Origin of the sequence: Saccharothrix carnea (genome assembly GCF_003014735.1) — a bacterium.
Classification (GTDB): domain Bacteria; phylum Actinomycetota; class Actinomycetes; order Mycobacteriales; family Pseudonocardiaceae; genus Actinosynnema; species Actinosynnema carneum.
The window spans coordinates 35,491-60,299 of record NZ_PYAX01000023.1 but is presented as its reverse complement, the minus strand read 5'-3'; the positions used below and the strand labels follow the sequence as shown (position 1 = coordinate 60,299).

Sequence of the window (24,809 nt, the reverse complement as noted above, 5' to 3'; positions counted from 1 at the left end):
CCGACATCTCCGGTGGCGGAGATCGGCACGCCCCGGCGCCCGGGCGGTGTTGTCGGTGCCGCCGGATAGCCTCCGGGCGTGGCGAAGACAGCACGGGTGGCCAGGGCGACGTACCGCTGTGCCGAGTGCGGGCACGAGGTGGCCAAGTGGGTCGGGCGGTGCCCGGAGTGCCAGGCCTGGGGCACGGTGGAGGAGCGGGGCGTCTCGGCCGCTCCCCGGTTCCTCGCGGGCACGCCGAGCAGTGAGGCGCGGCCCATCGCGCAGGTCGACATCGAGTCCGCGCGGGCCGTGTCGACCGGTGTGCTGGAACTCGACCGGGTGCTCGGCGGCGGCCTCGTCCCCGGCGCCGTCGTGCTGCTCGCGGGTGAGCCGGGGGTCGGCAAGTCGACGCTGCTGCTGGAGGTCGCGCACCAGTGGGCGCTGTCGGTCGGCCGGTGCCTCTACGTCACCGGTGAGGAGTCGGCGGGGCAGGTGCGGTTGCGGGCGGACCGGACCGGGAACCTGCACGACGAGATCTTCCTCGCCGCCGAGAGCGACATCTCCGCCGTCCTCGGCCAGGTCGACGCCGTGAAGCCGAGCATGCTCATCGTGGACTCGGTGCAGACCATGTCCTCACCGGCGGTGGACGGTGCGCCCGGCGGGGTCAGCCAGGTCCGCGCCGTCACGGCCGGCCTGATCGCGGTGGCGAAGGAGCGCGGGCTGCCGGTCGTGCTGGTCGGCCACGTGACCAAGGACGGCTCGGTCGCCGGGCCGCGCGTGCTGGAGCACCTGGTGGACGTGGTGCTGCAGTTCGAGGGCGACCGGCACTCCACCCTGCGGCTGCTGCGCGGCGTGAAGAACCGGTTCGGCCCGGCGGACGAGGTCGGCTGCTTCGAGCTGCGCGACGACGGCATCGCGGGCGTGCCCGACCCGTCCGGGCTGTTCCTGCACCGCCGTGACCAGGCGGTGTCCGGCACCGCCGTCACGGTCGTCGTGGAGGGCAAGCGGCCGATGTTGGGCGAGGTCCAGGCGCTGGTCACGCCGACCGCGCTGCCCGCGCCCCGGCGCGCGGTGAGCGGCCTCGACTCGGCGCGGCTGGCCATGGTCCTGGCCGTGCTGGAGAAGCGCGGCCGGGTCGGGCTGGGCAACAAGGACGTCTTCACCGCCACCGTCGGCGGCATGCGGCTCGTGGAGCCGGCGGTCGACCTGGCGGTGGCGCTGGCCGTCGCGTCGGCGGCCAGCGACCTGCCCCTGCCGCACGACCTCGTGGTGGTCGGCGAGGTCGGCCTGTCGGGTGAGCTGCGCCGCGTCAACGGTGTCGGCCGCCGGCTCACCGAGGCGGCCCGGCTCGGCTTCACCAAGGCGCTCGTGCCGCCGGACGCCGGTCCGCTGCCGCAGGGCACCCGGGCGCTGGTCGCGAACGACCTGCACGAGGCCCTCAACCTGCTCAAGCTCAAGAAATAGCGGAACGGCGCCCCCTGGCGGACAGGGGACGCCGTTCCGGCCGAACACCTACCTCGTGGCCGCCAGCAGCTGGGCGCAGCGGATCAGGCCCAGGTGGCTGTACGCCTGCGGGTGGTTGCCCAGGGAGCGCTCCGCGATCGGGTCGTACTCCTCGGGCAGCAGACCGGTCGGCCCGGCCGCGTCCACCATCTGCGCGAACAGCTCCTCGGCCTCGGTGCGCCGCCCGGTGAGCAGGTACGCCTCGATCATCCACGCCGCGCACAGGTGGAAGCCGCCCTCGTCGCCCGGCAGGCCGTCGTCGCGCCGGTACCGGTACACCGTGGACCCGGACCGCAGCTCGGCCTCGATCGCGGTCACGGTGGCCTGGAACCGGTCGTCGGTCGGGTCGATCAACCCCGACAGCCCGACGTGCAGCGACGCCGCGTCCAGGTCGTCGCCGTCGTACGCGGTGGTGAACGACTGCGCGTCCTCGCTCCACCCGTGCTTGAGCACGTCGTTGGAGATGGTGTCGCGCAGCACCGGCCACGACGGGTCGATCTCGCGCCCGTACGCCTCGGCCAGCATCACCGCCCGGTCCAGCGTCACCCAGCACATGACCTTCGAGTACACGTGGTGGCGCGGCGCGTGCCGCTCCTCCCAGATGCCGTGGTCGGGCTCGTGCCACCGGCGGGCGACCGCCTCGGCCATCGCCTGCACCATCAGCCAGTCCTGGTCGGTCAACGAGCCGCGCGCGTCGGCCAGCTGCACGACCAGGTCCACCACGGGGCCGAACACGTCCAGCTGCACCTGCTGGTTGGCCAGGTTGCCCACGCGCACCGGCCGCGACCCGGCGTACCCGGGCAGCGTGTCGATGACGGCCTCGGCGCCCAGCATGGTGCCCTGCAACGTGTACAGCGGGTGCAGGCGCTCCGGGCCGGGCAGGGTCGACAGCACCCCGTGCACCCACCCCAGGAACGCCTCCGCCTCGCCGAGCGACCCGACCGACACCAGGGCCTGGGCGGTCAGCGCCGCGTCACGCAGCCAGCAGTACCGGTAGTCCCAGTTCCGGATGCCACCCAGCTCCTCGGGCAGCGAGGTGGTGGCGGCGGCCATGATCGCGCCGGTGTCGTGGTGCACCAGGCCCTTCAACGTCAACGCCGACCGCAGCACCAGGTCCGACTCGACCGGCGGCAGCTTCAGCGTCGCTGCCCAGTCCGACCAGAACGCGCCGGCCCGCGCCCGCCGCTCCGGCTCGCCGAGCGTGGCCTCGGACAGGTCGTCCGTGCCGCAGCGCAGCTCCAGCAGGATCGGCGCGCCCTCGCGGGGGCGCACGACGGCCGTCGCGGTCTCCTGGATGCCGTCGGAGGTGATCTGCCAGTCGACGCCGGGGGAGCGCAGCACCATCGGGTCCGAGGTGCCGACGATCCGCAGGCCGTCGCGCTCGCGCAGCAGCCGCACCGGCACCTGGCCGAACTCCGGCCGCGGCGCGAACGTGATCACCGCGTTGGTGGAGCCGGAGATGCGGCGCACCAGGTCGGTGCGGTGCGAGGCCAGGTCGTGGTCCAGGTAGTCCGTGACCAGCAGCCGCGACCAGCGGGTCTCCACGATCATCGTGCCCGGCACGTACCGCTGGCCCAGGGGCAGCGAGCCGTGCTCCGGCTTGATCGAGAAGTGGCCCGCGGCCGGCCCGCCGAGCAGGTCGGCGAACACCGCCGCCGAGTCCGGCTCCGGGTGGCACAGCCAGTTCAGCCGGGCGTCCGGGGTCAGCAGCGCGACCGAGCGCTCGTTGGCGAGCATGGTCAGCCGCTCGATCGGCACGGCCTGGTCGCCGTGCAGCCACGCCCGCCGTTCCTCCAGCAGGAACGCCAGCACGGTGGCCACGTCGAGGGTGTCGGAGACGGAGTACTCGGCCAGCGACTCGCCGTCGCCGACCTTGATGCCGACGTCCGGCCCACTCAGCCGGGCAAACGCTTTCTCGTCGGTCACGTCGTCACCGACGAACACGGCCGCGGTCGCCGACGCGCGGTGCCGCAGGACGTCCAGGGCGTGGCCCTTGTCCGTCTGCACCACGGCCAACTCGATCACGGCCTTGCCCTCTGTGACCTGCACCCCGTCCCAGGTGGCCGGCCCGGTGCGCACGGCGTTCAGAACCCGCTCCCCCACGGCGGGGTCGGCACGGCGCACGTGCACCGCGATGCTCGCGGGCTTCACCTCCAGGCCGACGCCCTCTTCCCCGGCGACGACCCCCTCCAGTTCGGTTTCCAGGCGGCGGTGCAGTTGTTTCGCGTCCGCGTCCAGCGCGTGCACGAAACCGACGTCGAACTCGGATCCGTGCGAACCCACCAGGTGCACCTCGGACGGCAGGCGCGACAGCGTCGCCAGGTCGCGCAGCGCGCGCCCGGAGATCACCGCCGTCGTCGTCTCGTGCAGACCGGCCAGGGAGCGCAGGGCGCCCACCGACTCGGGCAGCGGGCGGGCGTCCTCTGGGTTGGCCACGATCGGAGCCAATGTCCCGTCGTAGTCGCAGGCGACCAGCAGGCGCGGTGTGCGTGCCAACTGCACGATCGCACGACGAAGTTCGGCGGGGAGGGCCTCGGCGGTCAACGCCCCTCCTCAATGCTCGGTGGGACAAGGTCAGGAATCATCAATCTGAACTGATTCAGATCGTGGACTGCGTGCCCAAGGCATCAAGAAACGATCGAGCCCATCGGTCGACGTCGTGCGTGAGGACTTGGCGGCGCAGCGCGCGCATCCTACGGCGGCCTTCGGCCGGATCCAGCGTGAGGGCGGCTTCCAGCGCGTTCTTCACGCCGTCCAGGTCGTGGGGGTTGACGAGGAACGCGCTCGTGAGCTCGGCCGCCGCCCCGGCGAACTCGGAGAGCACCAGCGCGCCGCCGAGGTCGTAGCGCGTGGCGACGTACTCCTTGCACACCAGGTTCATCCCGTCACGCACCGGAGTCACGACCATGACGTCGGCGGCGGTCATGAACGCGGTCAGCTCACGTCGGTTGACCGATTGGTGCAGGTAGTGGACCACGGGGTGGCCGACGGTGGAGAACTCGCCGTTGATCCGGCCCACGGCCTGCTCGATCTCGCCCCGCATCTGCTTGTAGTGCTCGACGCGTTCGCGGCTGGGCGTGGCGAGCTGCACCATGGTGACCTCGCCGGGGTTCACGCGGCCGTCCGCGAGGAGTTCGTGCAGCGCGCGGAGCCGCACGTCGATGCCCTTGGTGTAGTCCAGGCGGTCCACCCCGAGCAGAATCTTCTTCGGATTCCCGAGGTCTTCGCGAATTTGTTTCGCGTGTTTCTGGACTTCTTTGTCCCGCGCGAGGGCGTCGAGGCCCGCCGAGTCGATAGAGATCGGGAATGCCCCGACCCGCACCGTGCGGTCACCGACCTGGACCACACCGGGCCGGGTGCGCACGCCGACCGCGCCGCGGCTCGGCTCCAGGCCGACCAGGCGGCGGGCCAGCCACAGGAAGTTCTGCGCGCCGCCGGGCCGGTGGAAACCCACCAGGTCGGCGCCCAGCAGGCCGCGGATGATCTCCGTGCGCCACGGCAGCTGCATGAACAGCTCCACCGGCGGGAACGGGATGTGCAGGAAGAAGCCGATGCGCAGGTCCGGGCGCAGCTCGCGCAGCATCGCCGGGACCAGCTGCAGCTGGTAGTCCTGCACCCAGACGGTGGCGCCCTGGGCGGCGACCTTCGCGGTCACGTCGGCGAACCGCTGGTTGACCCGCACGTAGGCGTTCCACCAGCGCCGGTGGAAGGCGGGCGGCGCGACCACGTCGTGGTAGAGCGGCCACAGCGTGCCGTTGGAGAAGCCCTCGTAGTAGTCCGCGACCTCGGACGCGCTCAGCGCCACGGGGTGCAGCTGGAGGCCGTCCTCCTCGAACGCGTCGACCTCGGCGTCGGCGATGCCGGGCCAGCCGACCCACGCCCCGCTGTGCGTGCGCAGGAACGGCTCCAGGGCGGTGACCAGGCCACCGGGGCTGTGCTTCCACCGCTGCGTGCCATCGGGCAGGCGCTCCAGGTCAACCGGTAGGCGGTTGGCCACGACCAGGAAGTCCGCGCCGTTCTCGCCAATGCTGCTCACCGGGTAGCGCCTCCTAAGGGATTCGTCTCGCCCACCGTCGAGGTTAGTGGGAACGCCCAGGTTGGATGCCCTGTCGTCACTCCCGTCACACTGTGTTGACTTGACGAAAGCCCGTCAGGTGTCCGATCTCACGTGGAATCGCGGTGTTCAGCCGCTCAACGCCGGGAACGGGCGGCGAGTCGGCCCAGGCCGGTGCGCACCGGACGACCCAAATGTTCACCCAGGACGACGCCGCTCGCGAGTGCGAGCGCGGTACCGGCGGCCAGCACGAGCGTGGACAGGCCGGCCGTGTCGCCCTCGGCGGTCAGCTGGTACAGGCCCCGGTACGTGGTCCAGCCGGGCAGCAGCGGCACCATGCCCGCCACCGCGACCAGCAGGGGAGGCGTCCGCAGCCGGCGGGAGACGATCTTGCCGACGAAGCCGACGACGGTGGCCGCGACGACCGCGCAGGTGATGGAGTTCGTGCCGGTGAGGGCGAGCAGGCCGTAACCGGTCGTGCCCACCGCGCCCGCGGCGGCGGCCATCGGCAGCGCCCGCACCGGCGCGTAGCTGGCCAGGGCGAAGAACGCTGAGGTGGCCGCGCCCGCGGCGAACTGCATCGGCACGTCGGAGGCCAGCGGGGGCAGCGGGTCGGCGATGCTGGTCGGCACCCCGAACTGCACGCCCGCGCGCAGGGTCAGCGCGATGCCCGCGATGAGGCCCGCGGTGAGCAGCGCGACCTCCACCGTGCGGCCGGCCGCGGTGACGTTGTAGCCGGTGATGGCGTCCTGCACGGTGCCGACCAGCGACAGGCCGGACAGCAGCACCACGATCCCGGTGGCCACCAGCAACGACGGCCGCACGCTCGGCAGCAGGTCGGTCGCGTACATCGTCACCGCGATCGACGTGGCCAGGGCACCGCCGACCACCTGCTGGAAGAAGAACGGCAGCGAGCGCCGGTTGAGGATCCGGCCGACCCGGTCGATCAACGCCGTGACGACGGCCGCCGTGGCCGCCAGCAGCGGCCCGCCGCCGACCAGGAACGCCACCGCGCCCGCCATGCCCGCCCACGCCAGCGTGGCCACCCAGCGCGGGTACGGGTGGTCGGCCCGGCTGATCCGCTCGATCTCGGCCGACGCGTCCGCCGCGGTGACGCCGTCCGAGGTGATCCGCCGGATCAGGTCCTCCACGGCGGCCAGCCGGCTGTAGTCGACGCTGCGGCCGCGCACCACCCGCATGGACGTCACGGGCGCGGCTTCCGTGCCGCGGTGGCAGGAGACGGTGATCGACGTGTAGATCACGTCGACCTCGGTGTGCGGCAGGCCGTACGCGGTGGTGACCGCCAGGATGGTGGCCGTCACGTCGGCCGCGCCCGCCCCGCCCGCCATCTGCGCCTCGCCGACGCGCAGCGCCAGGTCGAGTACGAGGTGGACGGTCGAGTCGTCCGGAAGGGACGGTCCCTCGACCGGTCGTGCCTGCTCGGTGTGCTGCCACCGCCGGCGCCACAGCCGCACCCGGCGCCACCTCCCTCGTTCACCCGGCTGCCACGCCCGACCGTGTCACATTCGAGGCTGTGTCCTGCACCACCCCCTGACGGGGTACCTGGACCAGGTGACTCGATCACCGTGCGTTCAACACTGTTGATACCGCTGGCCAGCGGTTTTAGGGGTTCCCAGGGCCACCCGGACGGTACCCGCGACCTCCGGACGGACCAACGCGGGCCCACCGTGAGCAGACCGTTCGCCGCAGGTAGCACCCCCTGCGGGCGCTTACGATGTTCCAGGCCTCCTGGCCACGCCGGTGTAGCTCAATTGGCAGAGCACTCGCCTTGTAAGCGAAAGGTTGCGGGTTCAAGTCCCGCCACCGGCTCCACCTCGACCACCCCTGACCGCGGAAAGCGCTGGTCAGGGCGTGGTTTCATGATCATAGCTGGTCGCGGTCGACGGTGGGACGCGCGACCGGGTCCGGCCTGGTGGACGCGGCCCGCGCCCGAGGGCACGGGCCGCGTCGTCGGATCAGCCGCGGTCGGTGATGACCTGGTAGGCCACGCCGCCGTGGTCCTCGCCCTCGACGAACTGGACCAGGTTCGTCAGGTACTCGCCCGGTGCCTCGGGCGTGAAGGTCAGTTCCGTGGTGAACCGCTCACCCGGCAGGAGCGGCACGCCCAGCAGCGCCGACCGCTTCGGGTCGAGCTGGAACGCCGTCTCGCCGACCTGCTTCACGCCGACCGCCTGGCCGCCGCCCGCGCGCCACCGCTCGAACAGGCGCGGGCCGAGGTCGATCACCACGGCGCCCGCCACCGGCCGCTCACCCGTCAGCACCAGGTCGGTCTTGACCTCGCGCTCGGTCGCGTTGCCCAGGGTGAACCAGGACCGCACCGGCTCGAACACCTTCCCGCGCACGGTCTGGAGGTTCTTCCAGGCGATGTTGTTGTTGTTCCTGGTGTTCTGCGCGGTGTTCGGGCCCTCGGCGAACGTCATCGGGTCCGTCGCCGACACCCAGCGCGCCAGCAGGCAGAAGTGGCCGGGGCCCGGGATGTTCGCCCACGGGATCTTGGCCACGGTGCCGCCGGTGGGCACGGTCAGCGACTGCTCGCCGATGTACACCCAGTCGCCGTTGGTGGCGTTGTTCCACGTCGTGCCGCCGCCGGCGGGGGTGCGGTAGACCTTGAGCGTGCCGGTGCTCGGGGCGGAGGCGTTGTTCAGCCGCACGTGCACGACGTTCGTCGCGCCGACGACGGGCTGGATGCCCGCGCAGTCCGCCGCGGTCGGGCAGACCTTGATGTCCGGGCTGTTCCACACGGTGCCGTTCGGGTTGGGCTCGGCGCCCGTGTCGGTCACCTGGTCGCGGATGACCACGTCGGTCTGCCGGCAGTCCGACAGCAGCTTGCGGATCGCGTCCGCCGTGCCCGCGCCGGTGGACGTGGTCTGCGTCGACACACCGCCGGTCGTGGTGGCGTAGTCCTGCATGATCGGCGTGATCACCGAGCTGTAGGTGGTCGACGTCGGCACGTACACCGGGGAGATCTTGATGCCCTTGCCGAGGGCGTCGTCCGCCCGCTGCGCGGCGTTGGCCACGTCCACGGCCGCGTGCACGTTGTCGAAACCGCCGGGTCGGGCGTCGGTCACCAGCACGACGAACTTCATCGCGTTCGACCGCCACGCGCCGCTGAAGTCGACGTTCTGCGGGCGACCCGCCGCGGGCAGGTTGTTCACGACCGTGTTCAACGCCTCGTCGGAAGCCTCCGGCTCGGCGCTGCCCGCGCTCGCGGCGAGGGTGTTGGTGACGTAGCTCGTCACCGCCGCCGCATTGCCGGGCGCGAGGTTGTTGTGGACGGTGACGTTGTCCTTGAACGTGACCAGGCCGAGGCGGTAGTCGCCGCCGGACGCGGTGACGACGTCGTTGACGATGGCGTTGATGCCGGTCTTCAGGTTGGCGATGGCCCCGCCCATGCTGCCGGTGTCGTCCAGGACGAACGCGACGTCGAGGGGACCGCACGGTGCGGCGGCGGCGGGTGCAGGGGCGGCGACCGCGGGCGAGGTGAACTGGACGGCTGAGGCGGTCAGCGCGACGACGGCGAACAGCGTGCCGCGTCTGAGTAGGTGACGCATGTGGTCTCTTTCCACTCGCGCGTCCGGACGCAGGGGCCCGGGTGCCGGACCACGATGTCCGGGCACACCTGGCGGATGATCGGGCGATCGGCCGGATACGGTCCGAAAAGACCAACTTCGTCCCGTTCCCCGGCGCGCAAACGGCAGCCGGGCGTGCCAAGGTGGTGAGGTGGCCCACCAACCCGACGCCTCGAGGTACGACCGGATGACCTACCGGCGGTGCGGGCGCAGCGGGCTCAAGTTGCCCGCCGTGTCGCTCGGCCTGTGGCACAACTTCGGTGATGACCGGCCCTACGAATCCGGGCGTGCGATCGTGCGCCGGGCGTTCGACCTCGGCGTGACGCACTTCGACCTCGGCGTGACGCACTTCGACCTGGCCAACAACTACGGCCCGCCCTACGGCTCGGCGGAGGTCAACTTCGGCCGGATGGTGGCCGACGACCTGCGGCCGTTCCGGGACGAGCTGGTGATCTCCACCAAGGCGGGCTACGACATGTGGCCCGGGCCGTACGGCGAGTGGGGCTCGCGCAAGTACCTGCTGGCCTCGCTGGACCAGTCGCTGTCCCGGCTCGGCCTGGACTACGTCGACATCTTCTACTCGCACCGGTTCGACCCCGGCACACCGCTGGAGGAGACGGTCGGCGCGCTGGTCAGCGCCGTCCAGCAGGGCAAGGCGCTGTACGTCGGCATCTCGTCCTACTCGGCGACCAAGACCCGTGAGGCGGCGGAACTGCTGCGCACGGCGGGCGTGCCGCTGCTGATCCACCAGCCCTCGTACTCGATGCTCAACCGGTGGATCGAGCGGGACCTGCTCGACGCGCTGGGTGGGCTGGGCGTCGGCTGCATCGCGTTCTCGCCGCTGGCGCAGGGCATGCTGACCGACAAGTACCTGGACGGCGTGCCGGCCGGTTCCCGTGCCACCCAGGGCAAGTCGCTGTCCGAGGACCTGCTCGGCGAGGCCGCCTTGACGCACGTGCGCGCCCTGAACGACATCGCGGCGTCGCGCAACCAGTCACTGGCGCAGCTCGCGCTGACCTGGGCGTTGCGCGACGAACGGGTCACGTCGGTGCTCATCGGCGCGAGCAGCGTCGGCCAGCTGGAGGCCAACGTGGCGGCGCTGGACGGCCCGCCGCTCACCGACGACGAGATCGAGCAGATCGACGTGCACGCGGTCGACTCGGGCATCGACCTGTGGGCGGAGTCCTCGAACGCAGGCTAACGGGGCAGGGTCACCGTGAAGACGGTCGAGCCGGGCCGGCTGGTCAGCTCCACGGTGCCGCCGTGCGCGGCGACCAGGGAGTGCACCACGGCCAGCCCCAGCCCGCTGCCGCCGCGGTCACGCGTGCGCGAGTCGTCCACCCGGTAGAACCGGTCGAAGATGCGGGACCGGTCGGCGGCCGGGATGCCGGGGCCGGTGTCGCCGACCCGCAGCACGGCCGACGCCTCCCGCACCGAGACCGAGACGGACACCGACGTGCCCACCGGCGTGTGCACGGCGGCGTTGGTGAGCAGGTTGTCCACCACCTGCCGCAGCCGCAGCGGGTCGAACGGCAGCCGCACCGGCCCGTCCGGCACGGTCAGCGTGAGCGGGTGCGTCGGGTGCGCCGCGCGGAACGCGTCCGCCGCCTCCCGCGCCAACGCCGCCAGGTCGCCCTCGGCCAGCCGCAACGGCGTCTCCACCTCCGCCGAGTCCAGCCGGGCGAGCAGCAGCAGGTCGTCCAGCAGCACGCTCATCCGCGCCGCCTCCGACCGCAGCTTCTCCAGGTGCGCCTCGCGTTCCTCCGGCGCGTTCGCCGCCGCGTACCGGAACAGGTCCGCGTAGCCCCGGATCGACGTCAACGGCGTGCGCAGCTCGTGCGAGGCGTCCGCGATGAACCGGCGCAACCGCTGCTCGGCGGCGGTGCGGGCGGCCAACGACGTGTCGATGTGGTCCAGCATCGTGTTGAACGCGGTGCGCAGCTCCTCGACCTCCACGCCGCCGTTGCCGCCTTCCGCGCGCACCGGCAGCCGGGCCGAGTCGGTCAGGTCGTGCGACGTGATGTCGTGCGCGGTCCGCGCCATGTCGCTCAACGGCTGCAACCCGCGCCGCAGCACCGCCCGCCCGATCACCACGAACGCGATCAGCGCGAGCAGGAACGCGGCCACCTCCACGATCACCAGCTGCCGCACGGTGGTGGTGATGTCGTTCATCGGCGCCGCGCTGACCAGCACCACGCCGTCGGACACCCGGCAGCCGCGCAGCCGGTACGTGCCGTCGCCGTGCAGGTAGTCCGTCCGGTACACCGGGTCCGGCCCGCCGACCCGCAACGCCACCTCGGCCAGCTCGCCCGCGTCGGCGGGCAGGTCGTCGCGGTTCTTCGGCGTCGCCACGCCGTCGCGCACGTCGTAGACGACCGAGTACCAGCCGTACGCCTTGCCCTTGACCGTGCCGTTCTTGGCGAAGTCCTTCTTCAGCGACACCTGCGTGTCGCTCATCTGCGCGTCGAGCCTGCGTTCCAGGTAGGCCTGCATGCTCTGCGCCATCACCGTGCCGACCACCGCGAACACCGCCAGCGCCAACGCGCCCAGGCCCAACGCCAGGCGCGTACCCAGGCGCAGCCGGCGGCGCGTCACTCCGCGGCTCGCCGCAGCGCGTAGCCCACGCCGCGGACGGTGTGGATCAACGGCTCGCCGCCGTCGTCCAGCTTGCGCCGCAGGTGCGAGACGACCAGCTCGACCACGTTGGACCGGCCGCCGAAGTCGTACTCCCACACGTGGTCGAGGATCTGCGCCTTCGTCAGCACGGCGGGCGAGCGGCGCATCAGGTAGCGCAGCAGCTCGTACTCGGTCGGCGTGAGCGTGACCAGCTTCCCGCCGCGCCGCACCTCGCGGGTGTCCTCGTCCAGGGCCAGGTCGGACACCTCGAGCACGGACCGCTTCCACGTCGGCCCGGTCGACCGCCGCAGCACGGCGCGCAGCCGGGCCATCAGCTCCTCCACCGAGAACGGCTTGACCAGGTAGTCGTCACCGCCGCGGGTCAGGCCCGCGACCCGGTCCGCGGTGCCGTCACGCGCGGTGAGGAACACCACCGGCACCATCGCACCCGCCGACCGCAGCCGGTCCAGCACGGTGAAGCCGTCCAGGTCGGGCAGCATCAGGTCGAGCACCACGATGTCCGGGTGGAAGTCGGCCGCGGTCCGCAGCGCCGCCTCGCCGCTGCCCGCGGTCACCGCCTGCCAGCCCTCGTACCGCGCCACCGTCGCCACGAGGTCCGCGATGTGCGGCTCGTCGTCCACCACGAGCAGTCGAACCGAAGTGCCCTTGTCCACCCGCCCATGGTGCGGCACCCCCACCCGACGTGGGCCGGCCGACAGCGAGTCGACAGGTTCGCGACAGGGTGGGCTGTGCCCGAGACCACTTCGCGTCGGCAAACAGGTGGCCCGGGTGTGATGACTCACATGCTCTCTGCTACGGTTCCGCCACGGGTTTTCCCGCTCCACGGCCAGGTCAGCCGGGTTCCGCGCTCGGGGCGTTGTCCTGCGCAGACCGCGTGGAGAGCCGGCCTCGGTCGCACGCTTTCGGGAACGTGCGTGCCGAGGCCGGCTTCACCTTTCTCACGAGTAGCGGGCGAAGTCGAACTCCTGCCCGGTCACCGAGTGGCCCAGGTCGGCGCCCAGCCGGGTCAGCAGGTCCACCAGTTCCAGGCCCGCCAGCCAGTCGCGCGGCAACGCCGAGGTGCCGTGCAGGGCGCCCAGGATGTTGCCCGTCAACGCGGCCGTGGCGTCGCTGCCGCCCGAGTGGTTGGCCGCCGCGCGCAGCGCGTCCACGAACTGGCTCCGCTTCGGGTACACCAGCACCGTGTGCACGGCGATCGCCAGCGCCTCCGGTCCCGTCCAGCCGCTGCCCAGCCGGTCCACCCGCACCGAGTCGAACCCCTGCGCCCGGTGCTCGTCGGCGAACACGACGGCCCGGTTCAGGGTGTTCGCGGTGTACGGGTCGTCGCGCAGCACCCGTCCGATGACCTGGTCCACGGCTTCCCGCATCGGCCGCCCGCGCACCGCCAGCAGGTGGATGAGCAGCGCGAACGCGCCGCCGGACACCCAGCCGCCGGTGCCGCCGTGGGTCAGCGCGGCGAACCGGCAGCCCAGGTCGTAGGCGATCTCGGCGCTGGGCGCGAACCCGGCGGGCGCGGTCCGGGTCACGCCGTTGCAGCCGGACGAGTCGTTGTGCGGCTCCTCGGGCGTCGGCGGCGCGTCGGCGGCCAGCGCGCGCAGGCACGTCAGGCCCGGCGACCGGCTGGAGTACAGCCGTTCGTCGCCCACGAGGCCCGCGGCGCCTGGTTCCGGCGCGGCCACCTGCTGGGTGATCAACCACCGCCGGTAGCTCTGCCAGACCACCTCGACGGGGTCCCACTCGCCGGTGGTCCGACCGCGCACCCAGGCCCGCAGGTAGCCGTCCGCGGTGAACAGCGTGAGCTGCGTGTCGTCGGTGACCAGCGCGGGACGCGGTGGCGCGAGCACGCCTTCCGGCCCGTGGTCCCGTTGGATGTCGGCCCACCCGAGGTACTGGATGGGCGCGCCGAGGGCGTCTCCCAGGGCGCCGCCCAACAGGCACGCCGAGCCACGGTCGACCACGTTCATCGGCTCGCGCGGCACTCTTGCCCTCCTGCACTCGCCCAGAACTCGGCCGGGACGTCCGGGGCCAAAACCCTAGCCGTCGGACGCCGGTCGGGTGAGCGCAGCACGACTAGTTGTGCAAGCAACATCTACTCACAGGTATCCAACGGCACCTCGGCCGCACCTGATCCAGTGACCGGGCCGAAGCGCACGAGGCGGGGGAGGGGCATGGCTGACCGGAGCAAGAGCGGGCTGGAGTTCGGCGTCCTCGGACCGTTGCAGGTGCTCGCGGACGGCCGACAGCTCCTCATCGGCCGCAAGGGGATGCGCGGCCTGCTCGCGATGCTGGTGCTGGACGCCAACCGGGTCGTCCCGATCGACGAGATCGTGGACAGCCTGTGGGCCGACGATCCGCCCGCCACGGCCAGGACCATCGTGCACGGCTACGTGTCGCGGCTGCGCCGGATGCTGGAGGAGGCCGACCCGGCAGGCTCCGCCCGGATCCTCACCACCCCGCCCGGCTACCAGCTGTCGGTCGACCCGTGGCGGCTGGACTTCCACCGGGCCCGGCAGCTCGTGTCGAGCGCGCGCGGCAAGCCCGCGCCGATCCGGGCGCAGCTGCTGCGCGAGTCGCTCGGCCTGTGGCGCGGCCCGGTGCTGGCGGACGTCCCGGGCGACCCGGTCACGTCCGACCTGGAAGAGCTTCGGCTTGCCGCAGTGGAAGAGCGCATCGAGGCGGAGCTGGAACTCGGCCGCCACCTGGAGCTCGTCGGCGAACTCCGCCAGCTGGTCAACGACTACCCGTTCCGGGAACGCCTGGTCGGCCACATGATGCGAGCCCTGTACCGGTCGGGCCAGCGCGCCGACGCCCTGGAGGCCTACCAGCGCTTCCACCGGCGCGTCGTGGACGAACTGGGCATCGACCCCGGCCCCGGCCTGCGCGTGCTGCACGAGCAGGTGCTGCGCGACGACCCGGCGCTCAGCTCGCCCGGCCTGGCCGAACCCGCCGTCGTGCCACCCCGTCCGGGCGTCGTCGTGCCGGCCCAGCTGCCCGCCGCGGCCAGCGGTTTCATCGGCCGCGACGAGGAACTGGCCTGGTTGGACCGCCTGTGCGACGGGCGTGACCTGGCGGCCACCACCATCGCGGTGGTCAACGGCGCGGCCGGCATCGGCAAGAGCGAGCTGGCCGTCACCTGGGGCCACCGCCGGGCCGAGCAGTTCCCGGACGGCCTGCTCTTCGCGTCGCTCAACGGTTTCGCACCCGACCGCGACCCGGTCGAGCCCGCCGAGGTCCTGGCCAGGTTCCTGCTGGCGTTGGGCGTGCCCGCGGACGGCGTGCCGCGCGACCTGGACGACCGCGTCGGCCTGTACCGATCGGTGCTGGCCAAGCGGCGCGTCCTGGTCGTCCTGGACGACGCCTGGGACCCCGAGCACGTCCGCCTGCTCCTGCCGCCCGGTGCCGGCTCCGTGGTCCTCGTGACCAGCCGCCGACGCCTGGAATCCCTGGTCGTCAGCAACGGCGCCCGGATGCTCACCCTCGACACGCTGTCCGACGAGGAAGCCATCCGCCTGGTGGACGAGGTCGTCGGCAAGCCACTCTCCGACCAGGAACCGGCCGCCGTCCGCATGCTCGTCGAGCTGTGCGGCAACCTCCCCCTTGCACTGCGCGTCGCCGCCGCCAAGCTCGTCTTCAGTCCCGAGTGGACGGTCGAGGCGCTGGTCGACCAGCTCTCCGACGACGCCGCCCGCCTGCGCACCCTCGACCTGGCCGACACCGGCCTCGGCGTCGAACGCGCCCTGGCCGTCTCCTACCGCAACCTGCCGCCCGAGCTGGCGGAGACGTTTCGCGCCGCCGGTCTCGTGCCGGGCCGGTGGGTGAGCCCGCACGCCATCTCCGCCGTGTGCGACATCGACCTGGGCACCGCCGCCGCCCGCCTCGCCGACCTCGCCGACGCCCACCTGCTGGTCGAGCAGTGGCGCGGCGGCTTCGTCCTGCACGACCTGGTCCGCCTCTACGCGCGCGGCGTCGTGGAGCACCGCGAACGCGGCCTGCGCCGGCTGATGGACCACTACCTGTGCGCCTGCGACCACGCCCGCCGCCTGATCAGACCGGTGTCCGACGGCCTGGACTTCACCGGCGATTCGGCCGCACCCCGACCGGCCACCTCGGCACAGGCGCTGTCGTGGTTCGACAAGGAGTGGCCCAACCTCATCGCCCTCGTGCACGCGGGCTCCGAGGTCGGCCTGCACGAACAGGTCTGGCAACTCGTGCGCCTCGTCCACACCTACTGCGTGACCAGGCTCGTCAGCCGCGAGTGGCGGGGCATCGCCGAGTTCGGCCTGGCCTCGGCCCGCGTCATCGGCGACCGGCGCGGCGAAATGCTCGTCCTGAACGCCATGCACGACATCAACAACCGCGCCGGCGCCCTCCGCGGAACCCTGGAACAGGCCGAACTCGCCCACCGCATCGCCGTCGACCTGGCCGAACCCCGCTACCTCGTGATGACCCTCGACCAACTCGCGCTGGCCCTGGTCGCCGAAGGCAGGGTGGAAGAAGCCCTCAGCCACCACCGGGAAGCCGTCGAACTGGCCCGCCGGGACGGCGACGCCCTCGGCGAAGCCACCGTGCTCAACAACCTCGCCCAAGTGGAGCAACGACTCGGCCAACGCGAAACGGCGGCCCAACACCAATACCTGGCCATGGAGATCTACCACCGCCACGGCGACGAGCGCGCTTACGCGGTGGCGATGAACAACCTGGCCGAGCTCTACGCCGAATTGGGCCTGTTACCCGAGGCCGAGGAACACGCCCGGCAAGGAGTGGAACTGGCCCGCGGCGGCTCGATGCAGTTCGAGGAGGCATTCGGCCGCCAGGTGCTCGGCACGGTCCTGGCCAAACGCGGCGAACGCGTTGCCGCGCAAGCAGAGCTGGCGGAATCACTTCGGCTGTTCGTACGCCTGGGCTCCCCGCGCGCGATGTTGGTCCGAACGGCCCTTGAAGCCTTGACCTCCGAGGTTTAGCCGCTGTTTAGCACGACATGGCGAAGTCGTGGGAACTTGGAGGCGCGCTGATCACCCGAGTCGCGGTCAGCGCCGGGTGGCTCTTGGTAAGGGGGAACCAGGGGGGAAGCCACCCAACCCCGGCTGGCCGGCGTTCGGGGGAGAGCGCCGGCCAACCGGCTCTGTTGAATTGCGCCGCCTCCGCAACGCCGACAATCGACGCGACCTCGCCGCAAAGGTCCGCAAACAGCTCGCCCACATCGGACCCGCACAGAACCGCAAAAGGCCCGATTTTACCTGGGGTTCGGGTGCTTCAGGCTGGTCGAAGCCGGGCAGGCCTGGCGGGCGCCTTATCCGCCAGGCCTGCCCGGCTTTGGCCTGCCTGGAGTGCCCGTAAGGGGCCCCATGTCAAATCGAGCCTGCCCCGACCCAGACCTGCCCAGACCTGCCCCGACCCGAAGACCTTCTCGCTCAGTCGCGCACCGGCAGCAAATCCGGCCGCTTCGGCGCCAACCCGTCACCCATCGACTCACCCCGCAACTGCCGCCCGATCCACGGCACCACGTGCTCCCGAGCCCACTTCAAATCGTGCCGCCGCTGCGTCATCCAATCCTCATCCACCAACGGCGGCCACGGGGTGTTCCACGCATCGTCCATCTCGAACCCCAGCACCTCGGCCGCGCGCAACGCCACCCGCCGGTGCCCCTCGGGCGACAGGTGCAACCGGTCCTCGCTCCACGCGCGCCGGTCGTGCAGCACGCTCATCGACCACAGGTCGACCACCTTGCAGTGGTACCGCTCCGCCACCGACCACAGGTGGCTGTTGTAGATCGCGATCTTCCCGCGCAACGACCGCAGCAACGGCGTGTGCTTCGGGTCGAACCCGGTGAAGATCAGCACCTCCGCGCCCGCCGCCCGCAGGTCGGCCACCGCGATCTCGTACACCTCGGCCAACGCGTCCGCGTCGCTCCCGGGCACCAGGATGTCGTTGCCGCCACCGCACAGCGTCACCAGCTTCGGCTTCAACGCCGCCGCCAACGGGATCTGCTCGTCCACGATCTCCTGGAGCATCTTGCCCCGGATCGCGAGGTTGGCGTACCGGAACCCCCGCTGCCTGGCCGAGATCATCGCGGCCAGCCGGTCGGCCCACCCCACGTACGTGCCGTTCGGCGCCGGGTCGTCCATCCCCTCGGTGAAGCTGTCCCCCACCGCTACGAAGCTGTCCAGTCCCTCCATGAATCCCCTCCACTCCGCGCGGCACCCCCATGACCGCGCAGGACAGCATGCAACGCCAAGTCGACCCAACGCCAGCCGCGCTTGGCAACGCTGTTACCAAGGTGTCACCCAGTGGTGTGAACCGGTGTCGGCAATGGGCGATTCCTCGGCTTCGACCCACCCGGGTGCGGCGAAAATCACCGGTCGACGGCCGCCACCTCAGCGGCCGGCCACCACCTCGGCCGCCACCGCCTCGTACGCCGCGCGCAGCTTCGACTCCGCCCCCGGCCGCGCACCCACCACGTCCAACCCCAACAACGCCGCCCCCACCACCGGCGGCACGTCCACCACCCGCACCCGAGCCGCCGGCGCCACCGCACCCAACCGCGCCGCGACCGCGTCGACCACCACCCCGCCCGTCCCGGTCAGCACCCCACCCCCGAGCACCACGTCCACCGGCTCACCCAGCAGCTCCAACCGCGACAACGACACGTGCGCCAGCAGCACGACCTCCTCCACCAGCCGGTCCACCACCGACCGCGCCACCGCGTCACCACCCGCCGCCACCTCGAACAACAACGGGCACAGGGCGTGCGGGTCGAACTCCACCTCCTCGAAGTGCAGCCGCTGCACCGCCTCGGCCACCGTCGCCGTCCCGTAGTGCGCGGTCACCGCGTCCAGCAACGCGGTCGGCTCCCCCCGGCCGTCCTCGGCCCGCGCCGCCAGCCACAACGCCTCCGACCCGATGTGCCCGCCACCGCCCCAGTCACCCGAGATCCGCCCCAACGCCGGGAACCGGTGCGTCCGCCCGTCCGGGGCGACCGCCACGCAGTTGATCCCCGCCCCGCACACCACGGCCACCCCGATCCCATCGGCCGTACCCGCTCTGAGCAGCGCGAACGTATCGTTGCCGACCACGGAGGTCGCCGACCACCCCCGCGCCTCGACCGCCGCCCTCAACTCGTCCTCTTCCCTGGGCAGGTCCGCCCCGGCCAGGTACGCGGCGGTGTGCGCGGCGATCGACTCCCCGGCACCCAGCCCCGCCTGCCGCGCCGCCTCGCGCACCAGCCCGTCGAACACCTCCAGGCTCCGCTCCAGCCCGACGTTCTGCGGTGACGCCCCGGGCCCGAGCACCCGGGCGAGCACCCTCCCCTCGACGTCCACCAGCGCCACCGCCGTCTTGCTGTTCCCGCCGTCGATGGCGAGCACCCGGTCGGTCACACAGCCCTCCTCGCCCACGGCAAGAACTCCGCGTTGCGCGCCACCAACTCGTCGGCCAGCCTCTCCGCCACCGCGTACTGCCCGATCAACGGGTGCGCGAGCAGTGCGTCCGCCACCCGGTCACGCCCTCCGCGCACCGCCGCGTCCAACGCCAGGTGCTCGTAGCTCGTCACGTGCGCGATCAACCCCGCCACCGATGGCGGCACGGGCGGCACCGGCAGCGGCGTCGCACCGCCTCCGTCCACCACCGCGGGCACCTCGATCACCGCGTCCGCGGGCAGGAACGGCAGCGTGCCGCCGTTGCGCACGTTCACCACGTGCTGCTCCGCGCCCACCCCGCCCGTCAACGCGTGCACCAGCTGCACGGCCGCCTCCGAGTAGTACGCACCCCCGCGCTGCGACAACTGCGCGGGCTTCGTCACCACCCCCACGTCGCCGTACAAGTCCAGCAGCTCCTTCTCCACCCCGGCCACCACCTCGGCCCGCGGCGGCTCGGTCTTCTGCTCGCGCACCACTTCGTCGTGGTCGTAGAAGTACTTCAAGTAGTACGACGGCACCATTCCCAGCCGCCGCATCAACGACGCCGGCAGCCCGATGTGCCCGCCCAACGCCTCCCCGTGCCGGTCCAGCAGCTCGGGCAGCCGGTCCACCCCGTCCACGAACACCCCCGTCTCCCAGCTGAGGTGGTTGAGCCCGACGTGCTCCAGCCGCACCGACTCCGGCTCCACGCCCAGCAACGCCGACGTCCACCGCTGGAACGTGATGGCCACGTTGCACAGCCCGACCGCCCGGTGCCCCTCGGCCAGCAGCGCCCGCGTCACGATCCCCACCGGGTTGGTGAAGTTCACGATCCACGCGTCGCCCGCCACCTCCCGCACCCGCCGCGCGATGTCCAACACCACCGGCACGGTCCGCAGCGCCTTGGCCAGCCCGCCCGCGCCGGTCGTCTCCTGCCCGACGCAGTCGCACACCAGCGGGAACGTCTCGTCCGACGCCCGTGCCGCCTGCCCGCCAACCCTGAGCTGCAGCAACACCGCCGACGCGCCGTCGACCCCGCGTTCCAGTTCCGTGGTGGTCGTCACCTTCGCCGGATGCCCGAAGTGCGCCAGCAACCGCCGCGAGAACGCACCCACCACCTCCAGCCGCGACACGTCCGGGTCCACGAGCACGATCTCGTCCACCGCGAGGCTGGTCCTGCGCCCCGCGATGCCGTCGACCAGTTCGGGCGTGTAGGTCGACCCGCCTCCGACAACGGTGAGCTTCACCCTTTGACCCCCGTGAATGTGATGCCCTTGACGAACGAGCGCTGCGCGAACGCGAACAGCACCACCGCCGGGACCATGATCAGCAGCGTGACGGCCATCGCCAGGTTCCACTGCACGTGGTGCATGCCCTTGAACGTCGACAGCGCCAGCGACAGCGTCCACTGGTCCGGTTTCTCGCTCGTGTAGAGCAGCGGTCCGAAGTAGTCGTTCCACGTGTAGAGGAAGCAGAACAGCGCGGTCGCCGCGATGCCCGGCCGCGCCATCGGCACGACGATCCGCAGCATCGCCTGGAACTCGCCGCATCCGTCCACCCTGGCCGCGTCCACGTAGGACTGCGGGATGGTCAGGATGAACTGGCGCAGCAGGAAGATGCTGAACGCGTCGAACAGGAAGTACGGCGCGATCAGCGGCCACAGCGTCCCGGTCAACCCGAGGCTGGACCACGTGTCGTACAGCGGCACCGCGACGACCTGCGGCGGCAACATCATCGCGCCGACCACCAGCAGGAACACCACGTTGCGCCCCCGCCACCGCAACTTCGCCAGGGCGTAGGCCGCCGGTATCGACGAGATCAGCATCCCCGCCGTCGCCAACGACGAGTACAGCAGGCTGTTGCCCAGGTACTTCAGCAACGGCGCCCGCTCGAACACCTCCAGGAAGTTGCCCCAGTGCCACTCCCGGGGCCACAGGTCCTCCGTGAACGCCTGGCCGTCCGACATGACCGCCGTCAGGAACACGAACACGATCGGCAACGTGAACATCAGCCCGAGCGCCAACCCGAGGCTGTGCACGGCGACCCAGTCCACCGTCTTCCGCCACGCGAACGGCCGCTCCCGCACCCCGACCGCCGCCGTCACGACTGCTCCTGGTGGGTGGCCTTGCGCATCCGCTGCACCAGCACCGCGGTCGCCGCGAACGAGATCACGAACAGCACCGTCGCCATCGCCGCCGCGTAACCCATGTCGAAGTACCGGAACCCCTGCGTGTAGAGCCACACCGGGAACGTCAACGTCGAGTTCTCCGGGAACCCGAGCACCTTCGTCGACCCGGTCACGTCCGCCGACCCGCTGGCCGCCGATCCCGCCACCACGGCCTGCGTGAACAGCTGCAACGCCAGGATGATCGAGTTCACCACGCCGAACACGAGCACCGGCGAGATCGACGGCAGCGTGACGTGCCACCACCGCCGCACCGGTCCCGCGCCGTCCAGCTCGGCGGCCTCGTACTGCTCCTGCGGCACGTCCAGGATCGCCGCCAGGAGGATGATCATCAGGTCGCCGGACACCCACAGCACCACCGCCGCGATCCCCGGTTTCGCCCACACCGGATCGGCGAACCACAGCGGTCCCTCGATCCCGAACCACCCGAGGAACGCGTCCAGCGGGCCCTCGTTCGGCCTCATCACCAGGAAGAACACCAACGTCGCCGCCACGGGTGGCGCCAGCGAGGGCAGGTAGCACAACGTCCGCACCAACCCGACGCCCGACTTCAACCGGGCGATCACCGACGCCACGCCCAGCGCGAAGACCACCCGTGCCGCGGTCAGCACCACCACGAACCACAGCGTGTTGTAGACGGCGGTGCGGAACAGCGGGTCGGCGAACATGTAGGCGTAGTTCTCCCCGCCGACCCACTCCGGCGGGTTGATCAGGTCGTACCTGGTGAACGAGAACCCGATGGTGGCGATCAGCGGGTAGCCGAAGAACAGCGCGAACCCGAGGATCGCGGGCGCCAGGAACGCCAGCACGGTCAGGCGGTGACGGGTGCGGGCACGGGACCGCCCCTTGGCGGGGGCGGTCCGCACCACGTCCACGCGCTCCAGCGTGGCCGTCATCGCGTCACTTGCCGCTCTTGGCGATCTGGTCGTCGATCCGCCGGTCGACTTCCGCCAGCCCCGCCATCAGGTCGGGCACCTTGCCGCTCTGCCACGAGGTGGCGAAGTCGCTGATCGACTTGATGTGGGCGTCACCGATGGGCGTCACCGGGTTGCCCTGCAGCTTGTCCGACGTCGCCAGGTCGATGAACGTCTTGAAGTTCTCGTCCACTTCCAGCCGCGGGTCGGTCAGCGCGGCCTTCGTGTGTGGGATGTTCTTGATCCCGTTGGCCAGGCCGATGATCGCCTCGGTGTCGAACGACAGGTGCTTGATCAGCTCCCACGCCGCGCCGGGGTTCTTCGCGCCCTTCGGGATGCCCATGATGGTGCCCGCGGTGAACCCGGTGCCGTACAGCTCCGGCTTGCTCGTCGGGAACGGCGCGGTGCCGAACCGCACGTCCGGCGCCTGGTCCGCGAGGAACGCCGTGCGGTACTCGCCGTCGACCATCATGGCGATCTTGCGCTGGTGGAACGCGTGGTCGGTCGAGTACTGCTGGCCGAGCCCGGCGCGGAACCTCTCCAGGGCGTCGTGGCCGTAGAAGTCCACCAGCTCCTTCTGGAACTGCAGCATCTGCGCCCACTCGGGACTGGCGAGGCCCGACTTGCCGTCCGCGCCCTCCCACTTCGCGCCGAAGTGCGGCGCCCAGATCTGCGGGTTGTTGGCGTAGTGCGGCATGCTCGGCAGGAAGCCCGCGACCTCGATCGAGCCGTCCGCCGCCTTCTTGGTGGTGCGCTTGGCGAAGTCCAGCAGCTCGGCGGTGGTCTTCGGCGGCGCGGTGATGCCCGCCTCGGCGAGCATGTCCTTGTTGTAGTACAGCCCGTACACGTCGCTGAGCATGGGCATCGCGCAGCGGGTGCCCTTGTACTCGGTGTAGGCGCGCACCGCGTCGGTGATCTGGTCGAGGTCGACGGCGTCGCGCGCGAGGTAGGGCTTGAGGTCGGCGAACGAGCCGCTGGAGCAGAACTGGCCGATGTTGTCGGTGGTGAACGACAGGGCCACGTCCGGCGGGTTGCCGCCGCGGATGCCCGCGGTGATCTTGTCGTCGTCCTGGCTGCCCTCGTGCTTGATCTCGGCGTTGGGGAACTTCTGCTTGAAGCTCTCCAGGGCTTTGGTGACCTCGTCCTGCTCGCGCCCGGAGTAGTTGCTCCAGACGGTCAGCGAGAACTCGTCGTCCCGGCCGGGCGCCGCCGCCGGCCCGGACTGCCCGGCCTGGTTGCCGGAGCCCGCCGCGCAAGCGGTGAGGGACACCGCTGCGGCCACGCACAGCAACGCTGCGCGGTGGAGCTTGCGCATGTGCTCTCCTTCATGTCGACGTGCTCGGCGCGGTCGCGTCCGGACGGTTCGGACCGCGGAAGGGTTCGGTCGTGGCGGCGGGCAGACCGAACACCTGTTCCCTGACGACCGACAGCGCCGCGTGCAGCGCGCCGGAACGCACCGGTTTCCCGGTGACCAGGGCGAGTCGGACGGGGGTGCGGGGCACCACCAGCTCGCGCAGCTCGGCCGCGACGAGGTCGGCGAGCGCCGTGCCGCCCGCCTGCGCGATCTCGCCGGAGAGCAGCACCAGTTCGGGGTCGAGCACGGCGACCACGTTCGCCACGCCGGTGGCGATGCGCCGGGCCAGGTCGACCAGGAACTCCCGGCCGGCCGGTCCCTCGCTCAACGCCTTCGCCACGGCGTCCTGGCCGGTGCGGGCGGAGACGCCGTGCGCGCGGGCCAGGCGGGCGATCGCGGCGCTGTCGAGCAGGTCGCCGTAACGGCTGCCGGTGCGCTCGGTGCCCGTGTCGGCGTGCGCGTGGTCGGGGACCCGCATCGCGTCGATCTCGCCCGCGCCGCCGGTCGCGCCGCGCAGCAGCACGCCGTTGACCACGACCGCCGCGCCCACCGCGTCGGCGGGCCAGAGCAGGACGAAGTCCTTCACCCCGACGGCCCGGCCGGTGATCATCTCCTCCAGTGCGACCAGGTTGACGTCGTTCTCGACCGTGACGGAGGTGTCCAGGAGCGCTTCCAGCTCCTCGGGGATGTTCCGGTCCGCCCAGCCGGGCATGTGGGGCGCGTAGTCGAGCCGCCCGGTCGCCGGGTCCACCGCGCCGGGGCTGCCCACGACGACGTGGTGCAGGGCGTCGGTGGTGAGGCCGACCTGGGCCGCGGCCTTCGTGACCGCGCCGTGGAACGCCTCCAGCACGCCGGTCTTCGGCATGGGGGCGCGGTGCTCGGTGAGCGTCGCGCCGGAGATGTCGGCGATGGCGATGTCCACCGCGTCGGGGGTGAGGTCGACGGCGGCGACGTGGGCCAGCGCGCCGTTGACCGTCCACAGCTGGGCCCGCGGGCCGCGTCCGCCGCCGCGCAGGCCGGTGCGCAGGACCGTGCCGTCGTCTTCGAGGCGGGTGAGGAGCTGGGCGGTGGCCGGTTTGGACAGGCCGATGATCCCTTCCAGCTCCGCCCTGGTCAGCGGGCCGTTGCGGAGCAAGGCCTCGATCGCGGCGCGGTCGTTGATCTCGCGCAGCAGCCTGGGGCTCCCGGCTCGCATCTGG

At 71.6% G+C, this 24,809-nt stretch carries 17 protein-coding genes and 1 tRNA gene; 4 read left to right on the top strand and 14 right to left on the bottom strand.

Features of this window, described 5'->3' with window-relative positions; all coding sequences use genetic code 11:
* Positions 1 to 78 precede the first annotated feature (78 nt).
* On the top strand, positions 79 to 1,443 hold the full coding sequence (gene radA, locus B0I31_RS37320) for a DNA repair protein RadA (protein WP_106620094.1): 1,365 nt from the start codon (positions 79 to 81) through the stop codon (positions 1,441 to 1,443).
* A 48-nt stretch (positions 1,444 to 1,491) separates the two neighbouring features.
* Here the strand turns inward: radA and otsB are convergent, their stop codons facing one another.
* From otsB to B0I31_RS37305, 3 genes are all read right to left on the bottom strand, one after another.
* The gene (gene otsB / locus B0I31_RS37315; protein ID WP_106620093.1) at positions 1,492 to 4,026 is read right to left on the bottom strand and encodes a trehalose-phosphatase; all 2,535 of its coding nucleotides are present in this window, start codon (positions 4,024 to 4,026) and stop codon (positions 1,492 to 1,494) included.
* A 55-nt stretch (positions 4,027 to 4,081) separates the two neighbouring features.
* Positions 4,082 to 5,518 (bottom strand): alpha,alpha-trehalose-phosphate synthase (UDP-forming), encoded by a 1,437-nt coding sequence (locus B0I31_RS37310; RefSeq protein WP_053715879.1) that lies wholly within the window; start codon positions 5,516 to 5,518, stop codon positions 4,082 to 4,084.
* 155 nt (positions 5,519 to 5,673) lie between these two features.
* Positions 5,674 to 7,011, bottom strand: a complete 1,338-nt coding sequence (locus tag B0I31_RS37305) for a threonine/serine exporter family protein (RefSeq protein ID WP_106620092.1) — start codon at positions 7,009 to 7,011, stop codon at positions 5,674 to 5,676.
* 282 nt (positions 7,012 to 7,293) lie between these two features.
* On the opposite strand from B0I31_RS37305, the gene B0I31_RS37300 reads away from it, so the two are divergent.
* Positions 7,294 to 7,369: transfer RNA gene (locus B0I31_RS37300), tRNA-Thr, on the top strand.
* A 143-nt stretch (positions 7,370 to 7,512) separates the two neighbouring features.
* On the opposite strand, the gene B0I31_RS37295 is transcribed toward B0I31_RS37300, so the two are convergent.
* Complete coding sequence (locus tag B0I31_RS37295; RefSeq protein ID WP_106620091.1) at positions 7,513 to 9,108, bottom strand: vWA domain-containing protein; 1,596 nt, start codon at positions 9,106 to 9,108, stop codon at positions 7,513 to 7,515.
* Between the two features lie 169 nt (positions 9,109 to 9,277).
* Here B0I31_RS37295 and mgrA point away from each other — a divergent pair, with 169 nt between their 5' ends.
* The gene (mgrA, locus tag B0I31_RS37290) at positions 9,278 to 10,327 is read left to right on the top strand and encodes an L-glyceraldehyde 3-phosphate reductase (protein ID WP_106620090.1); all 1,050 of its coding nucleotides are present in this window, start codon (positions 9,278 to 9,280) and stop codon (positions 10,325 to 10,327) included.
* Here mgrA and B0I31_RS37285 read toward each other — a convergent pair.
* The 3 genes from B0I31_RS37285 to B0I31_RS37275 all read right to left on the bottom strand — a co-directional run bounded on the left by B0I31_RS37285 (position 10,324) and on the right by B0I31_RS37275 (position 13,742).
* Positions 10,324 to 11,721, bottom strand: a complete 1,398-nt coding sequence (locus tag B0I31_RS37285) for a sensor histidine kinase (protein WP_245950715.1) — start codon at positions 11,719 to 11,721, stop codon at positions 10,324 to 10,326. The genes mgrA and B0I31_RS37285 overlap by 4 nt on opposite strands.
* Positions 11,718 to 12,416, bottom strand: a complete 699-nt coding sequence (locus B0I31_RS37280) for a response regulator transcription factor (protein ID WP_106620089.1) — start codon at positions 12,414 to 12,416, stop codon at positions 11,718 to 11,720. Before B0I31_RS37280 ends, B0I31_RS37285 begins: the two co-directional genes overlap by 4 nt.
* Positions 12,417 to 12,701: 285 nt before the next feature.
* Positions 12,702 to 13,742 (bottom strand): ADP-ribosylglycohydrolase family protein, encoded by a 1,041-nt coding sequence (locus B0I31_RS37275; protein WP_106620088.1) that lies wholly within the window; start codon positions 13,740 to 13,742, stop codon positions 12,702 to 12,704.
* A 189-nt stretch (positions 13,743 to 13,931) separates the two neighbouring features.
* Between B0I31_RS37275 and B0I31_RS37270 the strand changes: the two genes are divergently transcribed.
* Positions 13,932 to 16,724 carry an AfsR/SARP family transcriptional regulator gene (locus tag B0I31_RS37270; protein ID WP_106620087.1) on the top strand — a complete coding sequence of 931 codons (2,793 nt, stop codon included), beginning with the start codon at positions 13,932 to 13,934 and terminating at the stop codon, positions 16,722 to 16,724.
* 450 nt (positions 16,725 to 17,174) lie between these two features.
* Here B0I31_RS37270 and B0I31_RS37265 read toward each other — a convergent pair whose 3' ends face one another.
* From B0I31_RS37265 to B0I31_RS37235, 7 genes are all read right to left on the bottom strand, one after another.
* Positions 17,175 to 17,939, bottom strand: a complete 765-nt coding sequence (locus B0I31_RS37265; protein WP_106620086.1) for an SGNH/GDSL hydrolase family protein — start codon at positions 17,937 to 17,939, stop codon at positions 17,175 to 17,177.
* 198 nt (positions 17,940 to 18,137) lie between these two features.
* On the bottom strand, positions 18,138 to 19,139 hold the full coding sequence (locus B0I31_RS37260; RefSeq protein ID WP_106620085.1) for an N-acetylglucosamine kinase: 1,002 nt from the start codon (positions 19,137 to 19,139) through the stop codon (positions 18,138 to 18,140).
* Complete coding sequence (locus tag B0I31_RS37255; RefSeq protein WP_106620084.1) at positions 19,136 to 20,404, bottom strand: 6-phospho-beta-glucosidase; 1,269 nt, start codon at positions 20,402 to 20,404, stop codon at positions 19,136 to 19,138. The genes B0I31_RS37260 and B0I31_RS37255 overlap by 4 nt, the downstream gene beginning before the upstream one ends.
* The gene (locus B0I31_RS37250) at positions 20,401 to 21,243 is read right to left on the bottom strand and encodes a carbohydrate ABC transporter permease (protein ID WP_219910981.1); all 843 of its coding nucleotides are present in this window, start codon (positions 21,241 to 21,243) and stop codon (positions 20,401 to 20,403) included. Before B0I31_RS37250 ends, B0I31_RS37255 begins: the two co-directional genes overlap by 4 nt.
* Before the next feature lie 14 nt (positions 21,244 to 21,257).
* Positions 21,258 to 22,238, bottom strand: a complete 981-nt coding sequence (locus tag B0I31_RS37245) for a carbohydrate ABC transporter permease (RefSeq protein WP_106620082.1) — start codon at positions 22,236 to 22,238, stop codon at positions 21,258 to 21,260.
* 4 nt (positions 22,239 to 22,242) lie between these two features.
* On the bottom strand, positions 22,243 to 23,571 hold the full coding sequence (locus B0I31_RS37240; RefSeq protein ID WP_106620081.1) for an extracellular solute-binding protein: 1,329 nt from the start codon (positions 23,569 to 23,571) through the stop codon (positions 22,243 to 22,245).
* 10 nt (positions 23,572 to 23,581) lie between these two features.
* Positions 23,582 to 24,805: an ROK family transcriptional regulator gene (locus B0I31_RS37235; protein WP_106620080.1), complete on the bottom strand. Its 1,224-nt coding sequence runs from the start codon at positions 24,803 to 24,805 to the stop codon at positions 23,582 to 23,584.
* Between the last annotated feature and the right edge of the window lie 4 nt (positions 24,806 to 24,809).